The sequence below is a fragment of the Paracandidimonas lactea genome (assembly GCF_021653995.1).
Taxonomy (GTDB): Bacteria; Pseudomonadota; Gammaproteobacteria; order Burkholderiales; family Burkholderiaceae_B; genus Allopusillimonas; species Allopusillimonas lactea.
The window spans coordinates 1-630 of the sequence record NZ_JAJJOZ010000026.1; the positions used below are offsets into that span (position 1 = coordinate 1).

General features: G+C 56.7%; 1 pseudogene. It reads right to left on the bottom strand.

Features of this window, described 5'->3' with window-relative positions:
• Positions 1–357 precede the first annotated feature (357 nt).
• A pseudogene (locus LOL23_RS18915) lies at positions 358–630 on the bottom strand (phage tail protein); the annotation flags it as partial.

Sequence of the window (630 nt, forward strand, 5' to 3'; positions counted from 1 at the left end):
GGCCTCCGTTTTTAGCCTGTGGTAATGCGATTTGAACGCGTCTAACTGCTTGCTGCCAAGCACACGCGCATTTGCAGCCAGATGGCCACATTCCTGCAAACGCGAGGGCGCTAGGGTCGTGGCAAAAAGGTAGCTTGCAATCCTTCGATCCGGACAATGGATCAATGAGCGCCACAGGGCTGACGCATACAGGCTCCCCGGTCAAGGCCCCTCCTTCAGTTCACGGGTTGGATCCAGTGACAGTATCGCTGTATCCACAGTCCATGGGGGTTGCAACCGATACAGGCGTCACGACCTACTTGATCACTGTGGGCGGAATCGGCGTCGTCCGGCCACCGAACCTCGCATTGCATCCAGTCATAGCGCTATGACTGGGTGAAGCGCTGTGTTGTCTGGACGAGTCTCGATGCCCTTCGATACCTGGACATTCGTTCCCGTAGCAGCCACGTATCCAGCGCCTACGTCACTCCCAGCCGTAGCGAAATTACTGTTAGGTATCCCAAGGTTGTTCATGACCTTCATCGATTGAGATTGTTGAGATCCGAGCTCCCGTGCATTTGCAGTGTCAGCGTCAGTACCGGTCGCCCGGATGAACTGGTCGCGCAGATCGGGCAGCCGGATGAGGTTCGC